8 protein-coding genes are annotated in these 10,464 nt (G+C 68.6%); 3 read left to right on the top strand and 5 right to left on the bottom strand.

Annotated features, from left to right (window positions below; all coding sequences use genetic code 11):
• Positions 1 to 8: 8 nt before the first annotated feature.
• The 3 genes from AC0CH8_RS13015 to AC0CH8_RS13025 all read right to left on the bottom strand — a co-directional run bounded on the left by AC0CH8_RS13015 (position 9) and on the right by AC0CH8_RS13025 (position 4,766).
• Positions 9 to 797: a DUF1206 domain-containing protein gene (locus AC0CH8_RS13015; protein ID WP_465240261.1), complete on the bottom strand. Its 789-nt coding sequence runs from the start codon at positions 795 to 797 to the stop codon at positions 9 to 11.
• A 71-nt stretch (positions 798 to 868) separates the two neighbouring features.
• Entirely contained in the window at positions 869 to 3,304 is a 2,436-nt protein-coding gene (locus tag AC0CH8_RS13020; protein ID WP_465240262.1) for a glucose/quinate/shikimate family membrane-bound PQQ-dependent dehydrogenase, read from the bottom strand.
• A gap of 79 nt (positions 3,305 to 3,383) precedes the next feature.
• Positions 3,384 to 4,766: a carbohydrate porin gene (locus AC0CH8_RS13025; protein WP_465240263.1), complete on the bottom strand. Its 1,383-nt coding sequence runs from the start codon at positions 4,764 to 4,766 to the stop codon at positions 3,384 to 3,386.
• A 520-nt stretch (positions 4,767 to 5,286) separates the two neighbouring features.
• Between AC0CH8_RS13025 and AC0CH8_RS13030 the strand changes: the two genes are divergently transcribed.
• The 3 genes from AC0CH8_RS13030 to AC0CH8_RS13040 are packed head-to-tail and all read left to right on the top strand — an operon-like array spanning position 5,287 to position 7,548.
• Positions 5,287 to 6,300, top strand: a complete 1,014-nt coding sequence (locus AC0CH8_RS13030; protein ID WP_465240264.1) for a phosphatase PAP2 family protein — start codon at positions 5,287 to 5,289, stop codon at positions 6,298 to 6,300.
• Positions 6,301 to 6,352: 52 nt separating this feature from the next.
• On the top strand, positions 6,353 to 6,820 hold the full coding sequence (locus AC0CH8_RS13035) for a sterol desaturase family protein (protein WP_465240265.1): 468 nt from the start codon (positions 6,353 to 6,355) through the stop codon (positions 6,818 to 6,820).
• Positions 6,817 to 7,548, top strand: coding sequence for a fatty acid desaturase (locus tag AC0CH8_RS13040; RefSeq protein WP_465240266.1), 732 nt, complete (start codon positions 6,817 to 6,819; stop codon positions 7,546 to 7,548). The genes AC0CH8_RS13035 and AC0CH8_RS13040 overlap by 4 nt, the downstream gene beginning before the upstream one ends.
• On the opposite strand, the gene AC0CH8_RS13045 is transcribed toward AC0CH8_RS13040, so the two are convergent.
• Positions 7,520 to 8,776, bottom strand: a complete 1,257-nt coding sequence (locus AC0CH8_RS13045; RefSeq protein WP_465240267.1) for a nucleotide disphospho-sugar-binding domain-containing protein — start codon at positions 8,774 to 8,776, stop codon at positions 7,520 to 7,522. The two genes, AC0CH8_RS13040 and AC0CH8_RS13045, sit on opposite strands and share 29 nt — an antisense overlap.
• 146 nt (positions 8,777 to 8,922) lie before the next feature.
• The gene (locus tag AC0CH8_RS13050) at positions 8,923 to 10,332 is read right to left on the bottom strand and encodes a Gfo/Idh/MocA family protein (protein ID WP_465240268.1); all 1,410 of its coding nucleotides are present in this window, start codon (positions 10,330 to 10,332) and stop codon (positions 8,923 to 8,925) included.
• Positions 10,333 to 10,464 lie beyond the last annotated feature (132 nt).

Below are 10,464 nucleotides of genomic sequence, written 5' to 3' on the forward strand. Positions count from 1 at the left end.
TCGCCCGCTCAGTGCAAGGTCGTCGCGCGCCGCACGATGCCGTCGACCGGCACGTCGTGCAACCGCCGGTACCGCGCCTCGATCAGGCTGAACACGCCGAAGCCGAACAGGCCTGCACCGATGATGATGTCGAACGGGCTGGTCAGCCACGACAGCACCCGCGCCATGCCGCCCGCCTCGCCGGCCTGTTCCTCCAGCCCGGCACGGACGAGGAAGAAGGCGCTGAAGATGAACACCAACCCGCGTGCGGCATAACCGGCGCGACCGCTCCACTGCGCCCATAGCTGCGACGCGATCTGCGGGTCCAGATAGCGCAGGAAACCCGCCTTGACGGACTTGACGATCTGCACCGCGCCCAGTCCGAACAGGACCACGCCGCCCAGCATCACCAGCGCCCACCCGCCCGGCAGACCCATTGCGGCTTGAGCGCCCTCCCGCGTGCCGTCACCGGACGCCGCCACACCGCGCATCAGCCGCACCGCCTGCCATGCGAGAACCAGATGCACGATGCCGCTGACGCCCGCACCGGCACGCTCCATCGCGCCCTTGCGATCGCTGCCGTGGCGTTCGACATCGAACGCCGCATCGGACAGCCGCCAGATGCCGTACGCGACCAGCCCGGCGGCCATGATCCCGAGCAACCACTGGCCGCCACCCTTGCCGAGATACTCCAGCGCGCCGCTCGGGTCCTCGGCGCGGCCGGTGCGGACGATCAGCACGGCGATGACGATGTAGAGCAATCCTCGCGTCGCGAAGCCGATCCGCGTTAATGAAGTCAGCCGGGCACTGGCGTTCATGCAAACTCCTCCTGTTGCACGACAAAACCGCCCTCACGAGGTTTCCGTTCCGCGCACGGAACGGTCGTCCGTCACGTCTTTGGCAGCGCGTAGGCGATAATCGAATCACCCATCCGCGTACCGAGCGACCCATGTCCGCCCGCGACCACGATTATGAACTGCCTCCCCGAAGCGGGAGAACTGTAGGTCATCGGCGTCGCCTGCGCCCCGGCCGGCAGCCGCGCGCGCCACAGCACCTCGCCGGTGCCGGTGTCGTAGGCGCGGACATAATAATCGAGCGCGGAACTGAGGAAGGCGACGCCGCTGGCGGTCATCATCGGCCCGCCCAGCGTCGGCACGCCCATCTTGATCGGCGCCGGCACGGGCGACTCGTCGCGGATCGTGCCGTTCCGGTGCCGCCACACGACCTTGCCGCTGACGAGGTCGAGGCCGGCGACATAGCCCCAAGGCGGGGCCTGACACGGCAGGCCGAGCTTCGACAGGAACGGGTTGAGCGACACGGCGAACGGCGCACCCTTGTTGGGATTGAAGCCATGCTCGTCCGATCCGCCGCGATCCGACCCGCCCGCCGCACCACCGGAGTCGTTGCTCTTGCCCGCATCGCCCTGCGGGATCAGCTGATCGACGAACGCCATGTAATTGGGATGCGCGAAGGCGACCTGCCGCACCGGGTCGATCGACATGCCGCCCCAGTCCATTACCCCGAAATTACCGGGGAACACGATCGATCCGCGCAGCGACGGCGGCGTGAACGGCCCTTCGTAGCGCAGCTTGCGGAAGGTGATGCGGCAGGCGAGCTGGTCGAACATCGTCGCCCCCCACATGTCGCTTTCGCGGATGCGCTGCTGCGGCATCATCGTCACCGCCGAGAAGGGCTGGGTCGGCGACAGGCGGTCGCCCGGTGCCGGCCCGCCCGGCACCGGACGTTCGGTGACCGGGTGCACCGGCTGGCCGGTACGGCGATCGAGGACGAAGATGTTGCCGGTCTTGGTCGACTGCACCACCGCGGGCACGATGCCGCGGCCCGGTATCGTCAGGTCGACCAGCGCGGGCTGTGCGGGAATGTCCATGTCCCACAGATCGTGATGCACGGTCTGGTAGACCCAGCGCACCCGTCCGGTCGGGATGTCGAGCGCGACGAGCGAGGCCGAGAAGCGCTCGGTCTCCGGCGAACGCTTGCCGCCCCACTGGTCGATCGCACCATTGCCCATCGGCACGTAGATCATCCCCAGCCCCTCGTCGGCGGCCGAGGTCGTCCAGCTGTTGGGCGTCGAGATCACGTAATGGCGACCCGGCCCCAGCGGCGCGGTGTCGTTGGGATTGCCCGGATCGAAGTTCCACACCAGCCGCCCCGTCGCCACGTCGAACGCGCGAATCACGCCCGACGGCATGTGGACGGCGGCATTGTCGAAGATCGCGCCGCCGACCACGATCAGGCCCTTGGTCACGACGGGGGCGGAGGTGAACTGGAACCAGCCGCCATTGTAGTTCTGGACGTTCGGCCGCAGGTCGACCGCGCCGTTGACGCCGAAGCTCCGGCAGGGTCGGCCGGTCCGCGCGTCGAGCGCGAACAGACGCGCGTCGTTGGTGGCGGTGACGATCCGCTGCGGGCAGTCGCCGCCCGGTGCCTGCGCCGCGCCTGCCCACCGCGCATCATGGTACGACACGCCGCGACAGGTCAGATGCTGGAGGTGCGGCGGCGTCGTCATCTTCGGGTCGAAGCGCCACCGCTGCTTCCCCGTCTCCGCATCCAGCGCGATGACGATGTTGTGCGGGGTGCAGGCGTAGAGCGTGTCGCCGATCTTGATCGGGGTCAGCTCGTACGTGGTTTCCTGCGGATCGCCGGCGCGCTTCACGTCGCCGGTGCGAAAGCTCCACGCGAACTTCAGATCCTTGACGTTGGCCGGCGTGATCTGCGTCAGCCGCGAGAATTTGGTGCCGCGCCAGTCGCCGCCGTACGCGAACCAGTCGCCCGCCGGCATCCCATTCTCCGTCGCCGGCATCGCCGCGCGCGGGCCGGGGAGCTGCCCCTCCCATTCCTTCGGACTGCTCGCCAGCAGCGACACGATCCCGACGATCGCGGCGACGACCAGCGCCCCCGCAAGCGGCCCGGCCGCGCTGCGCCAGCGACGGCCGAGGCGGCGCGTGACCCAGGGGGTCAGCAGGAACGCGCCTATGAGGAAGATGATGTCGCCGCGCGGCACCAGCGGCCACCAGTCGAAGCCGATCTCGGCGACCGCCCAGATGACGGTGCCAAGCACCAAGGCCGCGAACAGGTGCAACGCGGCCGGGTTGCGCCGCCAAAGCAGCCACGCGGTCGCGAGCATCGCCAGCCCGGCAATGGCGTAATACCAGCTTCCTCCAACGCCGATCAGCAACCCGCCACCGATCAGCGTCGCCAGTCCGAACAGGCCGACGACGATCGCCGTAACGAACAAGAGCTTGCTGCGCCGCGATCCGTGGACCGGATCGACTGCATCGTTGGGGGCCGGTTGCCGTATCGCCATATCCGTCATCCCTGTCGTGAAGGGTCATGTATCGAAGCCCGCGACGCCGTGCGCCATGCCCTGCGGAGACGCCATTGCATCACAATGTCACCGCCGCCTTCAGGCCCAACACGGCCACGTCGCGCGCGTTCCGCCGGCCGCCGGGATGGTGGATGCCCTGTACATTGGGCCGTAGCTCCAGCCACGGCATCGGGTGCAGGCTGTAATAGAGTTCGGCGGCATATTCCGCGTCACGCAGCCCGGGATCGAGACCGTCCGGTCCCTCGCCCGCCGTCCCGCCACGGATCGCGCGCGCGTTGACGTTGGTCCGCGCCAGCCCGAGCCCGAGCACGTCCCCCGGTCGCCACGGCACCAGCCCCTTGTAGAACAGCCCCAGCGCCACCTGATTGTCGGTTACCGACGTGCGACGATCCGCCTGCGTGACGTTCAGGAATGCGCTCAGCCCCGATACCGACTTGCCGCCCTCGGCCCGGCCGGTCAGCTGCTGCTGGACGCTGAACCAGCCGCCGTAGCGCCCGGACCGCCGCAAGGGTGCCGCGCCGGTGACGATCAGCGGCCGGCGATCGATATCGAGCAGCACGTCGTCGCCGTCGGCGCTGCTGAACCAGCCGCCCGCCCGATATGACCAGACATGGCCGGTGCGCTCCGACGTGCCCGACCAGCCGAGTTCCACCGGCACCAGCACGCCGGTCGCGCCGCGGAACCGCCAACTGAAGAAATTCCGCTCCAGATTGCGCGGGTTCACCTCGTAGACGCCGACCTGCACGAAGCCGTCGGCACGATCGATGCGCAGCCGGGCAGACCATTGGCTGACGGGCCAGTTGTACCAGTAATCGCCGACCACGTTGCCCGGCTGCGATCCGCAGAAGCTGAGGTTCTGGAAATGGCAGGAAAAACCCTCGAAATCCTCGCCCGGCGAACTGCGCCCGACTTTCAGCCGTGCCGCGCCGAACGCCTGTTCGTACCAGAACTGCGTGAGCCGCCACGTCTGGCCGCGGCCATAGACCTCCTGCACCTGTTGCAGCACGCCGAGCCCCGCATCCGCGCCGAGATCGGGGCCGCGGCGGTAGGTGACCGTCGCCTGGAACGTCCCTCCGGCGATCTGCGCCAGTTGCTCCATATCGATCGTCGCGCCGAGATCGAACTGGCCCGTCTCGCCGTACAGATGCCGCTCGCCACCCGCGGGATTGTAGGCGCTTTCGGAGGCGTAGCGCAGCGTCAGCTCGATGCCACGATCCCTCAGATAGGGGCGCACGCCGCCGAGATCCCCGAGCAAGCCCGGCGGCGGCCGGTTCTGCGTATCCGCGGTCTGCGGCGAGGGCGAGGGGTCGGACCGACTGCCGCGTTGCGCGACCGGCGCTGCCCGGCCGCTCTCCGTCTGCTGAGCCGCGACGGGCACCCCCGCCACGAGCATTGCGGCGATGGTCAGGCCGATCGCACGGAAAGGAGAAAGGGCAGCCATTGCTCCGATGGTTGCCGATTGCACCGTGCTGCGCTGCAAACTGGATCAGGACGCGGACCGGATCACGCACCGCACCGCCCCGCGATCCGGCTCGCCCGCACCTATGTTGGTAAAGATTGCCGCTCCGGTCAGGCCTTCCGCCGAAGCGTCCAGATCAGGCCCGACAGACTGCTAATGAGGGCGGCGACCGCCATCAGCATTGATGCATCCATCTGTGTCATTACTACCTCCTGCTGAGCCCGGAATGGCAGGAGAAATCCTTGTAGGACAGAACATTATCAGAACATTGGAGGTGTATGGTCGTTCGTTGGATCGCAGCGAGACCCTTGTCACCCCGCCCGTTCACGGGTCGTTGCCGAACCTCTTCTGCCACCCCGGCGAAGGCCGGGGTCCAGTCGCGGGGTCTGCGGTGATCGACTGAGCGCGTTGCCCAACTGGACCCCGGCCTTTGCCGGGGTGGTGGCGTGGCAACAAGCAGCAGAGCTGTTTTGCAACGATCGCGCCGAGGGAGAAACGGCGGTTGCACCATAAACTTCTAGCCTCGCCCGACTCGCCGCTTCAGTCCGGCACCGCGCCCGCGCTGCCGCGTTGGGCGGGGGTGAGTGTGATCAACGACAGGAGGGACCCGCCGATCTGGCGGCTGATCGCCGGCATGGCGGCGACGTGCTTGATCGCCTGTCGCGGGCTGGGATTCCACGTCGATCCGACGCGCGCGCTGCCTCCGGCCGCGGGGCTTCTCGTGCTGGCGCTGGCGATGGGGTTCGGCATCCGCCGCGGCCGTCCTCGGCTGGCAGCCGGCGCAGAGGCGTTCTTGCAGATGACGCTGTTTACGATCATCGGCGTCGTGCTCGCCTACGCGCTCGCCGCGCGGGGCGGGCCGCTGTGGGACGACAATCTCGCGGCGGTGGACCGTGCGCTGGGGTTCGACTGGCCGGCAGTGTTCGCCGCGCTCGACGAGTCGCGGCTTGCGCTGTGGATCGGCGGCATCGCCTATCACAGCCTGACCGTGCAGATGATCGTCGCCATCGTCGTTCTCAGCGGCACCAGCCGCTTCGCCATGCTGAGAACCGCGGTCATGGCGGCGATCCTCGGCGGATTCGTGACGATTCTGATCTCCGGCCCGACCCCCGCGATGGGCAACGTCTTCGATCCTGTCGGCTATCGCCAACTCTGGCCCTCGGTCGCATGGATGGAGCGGGCGATGATCGCGGGGCTGCGGGACGGATCGTTCCGAACGCTCGACCTGACGCAGTTGATGGGAATCGTGACGTTCCCCAGCTATCATGCGACGCTGCCGATCATCCTCGCCTGGGCGCAGCGTGACGTCAGGGGTTGGCGGATCGTCGCGCCGGTCTGGGCCGGGGTCACGATCGTGGCGACGCCGGTGTTCGGCGGGCATTACGGCGTCGACGTGCTGGCCGGCATCGCGCTCGCGCCGCTGTCGATTTTCGCCGCGAAGTGGTTCGCGCGCGACGCGCGACGCAAGAAGGAACGGGCGGTATCGGCGCGCGTAGTAACCGAAGTGACCGGCTGACGGTTGGCGCGGGTCCGGCGGCGGCGTACAGCGACCGGGTCTGGAGTTGACGATGACGTGGTTTGAGAAGCTGGCCCTGGTGGTCGGCATGGTCCTGTTCATGGAGTGCTTCGCCTGGGCGACGCACAAATACGTGATGCACGGCTGGGGCTGGGGCTGGCACCGCTCGCACCACGAACCGCATGAGGGCGCGTTCGAGAAGAACGACCTCTACGCCGTCACCTTCGCCGTGTTCGTCGTCGGCCTGTTCACCGCGGGCATGTGGTGGGAGCCGCTGTGGTGGGCGGCGCTGGGCATCACGATCTATGGCGGCATCTACGCCTTCGTCCACGACATGATGGTCCACCAGCGGTTCGGCATGCGCTGGGTTCCGCGCCGCGGCTATTCCAAGCGGCTGCTTCAGGCGCACCGCTTGCACCACGCGGTGAAGGGCAAGGAGGGCGGCGTCAGCTTCGGGTTCCTGTTCGCACCCAACCCGACGAAACTGAAGCGCAAGCTGTCGCAGCGCGTCGATTCATGAGCGACACCGCCGCCGATGGCCGACGGAGCCTGATGCTGGCCGGCGCGATCGGTGTGGCGTGGCTGGCGATTCACATCGGCGGCATCTTCTTCTGGGAATGGCGCTGGGCGACCGCACCGCTCGCGGTCGCGCTGATCGTCGTGCAGGCGTGGTTGAGCACTGGGCTGTTCATCGTCGCGCACGACTGCATGCACGGGTCGTTCGCACCACGGCAGCGCCGGCTGAACACGGTCATCGGGACGCTGTGCCTCGCCGCCTATGCCGGCCTGTCCTACGCCGCGCTCTACCCCAAGCATCACGCGCACCACGCCGCACCCGGCACCCCCGACGACCCCGATTTCCATGCCGGCGCACCGCGACAGGCGCTACCGTGGTTCGTGCATTTCTTCAGGGGCTATTATACGCACGGCCAGATCCTGCGGATCACCGTCGCGGCGATTGCCTACATCCTGCTCGGTGCGTCGCTCATCAACATCGTCGCGTTCTGGGCGGTGCCCGCGCTGCTGGCGCTGGCGCAATTGTTCGTGTTCGGCACCTATCTGCCGCACCGGCACGAGGAACTGCCGTTCGCGGACGAGCACAATGCGCGCAGCAATTCGCTGTCGCCGCTGGCATCGCTGGTAACGTGCTTCCACTTCGGCGCCTACCACCACGAACATCATCTGAAGCCGCAGACGCCGTGGTGGCGGCTGCCCCACCTCAACCGCGCACGGTCAATGCCTCGCTGATCGTGGCGGCGGCGGCGGCGGCCCCGCCCGCCGCGGCGATCTCCGCCGAGAGGCGCCGCGCTGCCGCCCTGAAATGCGGCCCGGTCATCACCTCACGCAACGCCGCCGCAACGCCACCGACGCTCGCCCAACGCGACGACAGCACGCGTGCCGCGCCATGATGCGCCAGCCGCGCCGCGGTGCCGGGCTGTTCGAACGCGATCGGCAACACGACCATCGGCACGCCTTCGCTCAGCGCATCGAGCACGGTGTTGAAGCCGCCGTGCAGAACCGCCGCCGCGCACCGGCGCAGCACCGCGCGTTGCGGCCAGAAGGCCCGCACCAGCGGATCGCCGGGCAACCCCGCTTCCTCGTCCGCCGAAAGGCCACCGCCATGCGCGATCACCGCGCGCGCACCGACCGCGGCACAGGCGCTGGCGATCGTCGCGAACAGCGCGCGCCGCGATCCCTGCAACGTGCCGAGCGAACAGAAGATCAGCGGCCGGTCATCGTCGGGCAGCACGACCTTCTCGCCCGTGTCGGCGCGCCAAGGCCCGCCATAGACGAAGCCCGGCGGCAGGGCGGCGCGCGGATAGTCGAGTCCACGCGGGCACTGCGCGACGTAGCGGCTCGCCTGCGGATCGGGCATCGCCACGCCCCAGACCCTTTGCCGCGCCTCGATCACCCGCGCGATCGGGCGCAGCAGCAGGTCGGCCACGGAATAGCCGCCCCAGTTGCGGTTCAGCCCGAGCGGATCGGTGCGATAGCGCCAGCCGACGAACGGCGGTGGTACCGCCGCGTCCCGCAACAGCGGCAGCCCGGTGACGCTGACCACATGCGGGATGCGCAGCTTGGCCGCGATCAACGGCCCTGCCGCCTCCGCCGCATCCGCGATCACCGCATCGGCGCCGATTCGCTCCATCACCGCCGGCGCTTCATCGAGCAGCATCGCGGTCAGGTCGGCGGAGGCGCGGATCATCCGCGTCATCCCGGCCGGACCGGTCGGCGCGGCGAGCGTCGTCAGATGCCGGGCGAGCGAGAACCCCTCCCCCGCCGGCCCGCGCAGCCGCGAGAAGCCCATCCTCGGATCGGTAACGTACAGGCCGACCTCGCCGGCATGCACGAACGTCACCCGGTGGCCGAGCGCGACCAGTTCGCCGCCCAGCACCTGCAACGGGTTCAGATGCCCCAGCGTCGGCGGCGCGATGACGGCGAAGTGGCGGCTGGCGCGACCGTCCGGCCTGCGCACCGCACCGTCGATAGCGCCCGTTGCTGTCCCATTACCGAGGAGGATCGTCCGCACCCGCAAGCATCGCCGCACACCCACGACCCGGCGGCGTTACCACGACCGCCGCCCTGCGCCGATAATGTGGATCAGACGCGCCCTACGCCACCTCAGATCGACCACCCCTTGCGATACTGCCGATCCAGAAAGCGGTTCGCGTCGGGCACGTTCGTGATCCGCCCCGCCCCGCCGTCATACTCGATCGGCTGGTCCGCCCTCAGCGCGACCATGCCCAGGATCATCGTCTCGTTCAGCGGCACGGCGATCGAGAATGGCGAGGAGATCGCCTCCTGCCCGCGGATCGCGCGGATCCAGTTCATCTCGTGGCCATCGCGGCCGCCGATGATGCGCGGCAGCGACACCGGCACGGCGGCCGCGCGCTCCGCCACGCCGTCGCCGATCATGACCGGCTTCTCGCCATAGGTTTCGTGCATCAGCATCCCCCGGTCGCCGATATACAGGACGCCGCCGTCAGGATTCATCCGCGCGGTGGCCGGCATCGCGTCCGGCGTCGGCGGCATCAGGCCGCCGTCGTACCAGGTCATCGTCAGCGGCCCGTTCCTGGCGTTGCCGAAGCGGTAGGTGGTGATGCTGGCGAGCGGATAGCTAGACAGGTCGGCGGGCGGCTTGCCGTCCCAGACATCGTCGTCGCCGCCCCAGCGGCTGTGCCGTGTCTCGACCCGCGTCGGCAGGCCCGGCTCCAGCGCCCAAACCGGGAAATCGATCAGGTGCGCGCCCATGTCGCCGAGCGCGCCGACCCCGAACGGCACCCAGCCGCGCCAGTTGAAGTGGGCGTAATCCGGGTGATAGCCCCAATCGACCGCCGCCGGCCCGAGCCACAGGTCCCAGTCAAGACTGGCCGGCTTCGGCACGGGCGCCGGCCGGGCCTCCCCCTGCGGCCAGATCGGGCGGTTGGTCCAGACCTGAACCTCCCGCACGGTTCCGATGACGCCGCCGCGGATCAGCTCGACCGTGCGGCGGCCATCGTCACCCGAATGTCCCTGATTGCCCATCTGCGTGACGAGCTTCGGGTTACGCCGCGCCAGATCGAGCAGCGTGCGCCCCTCGCGCACGGTATAGGTCAGCGGCTTCTGGACATAGACGTGCAGCCCCCGCTCCATCGCGGTCTTCGCGGCGATCGCGTGGTGATGATCGGGCGTCGCGATCACCACCGCGTCGATATCCTTCCGCGCGTCGAGCATGCGCCGGTAATCGGCAAACTTCTCCGCCCGGTCGTACGCCGTCTTCAGCGCTACGCGATCCTTCCGGACCGCGCCCTTGTCGTCGACCATCGATTTGGCGACATGCGCGAAGTCGACGTCCGCCAGCGCGACGATATTCTGGTCGGTCAGCTTCGCCATGTTCTGCGCGCCCATGCCGCCCGCGCCGATCACCGCGACGTTGACCCGGTCGCTCGCCGCAATCCGGCGCGCGGATGCGGACTGGGCGAAGGGCAGCAACCCCGCGGTCGCGGCGACGCCGCCGATCCAGTCACGCCGGGTCAGGGTCGCTTCGGTCATTCTGCTATCCTCGATCATCCTCTATCATCCACGGGATCGGCCATTTCCCTCGCGTTTTCAAACACGTTCTGCCAATTCCGGGCGGCGGCCCGCGTGTCCGCACGCCCCATGCGTTCGAAACGTCCGCAAGAA

This window comes from Sphingomonas sp. AC435 (assembly GCF_979253005.1).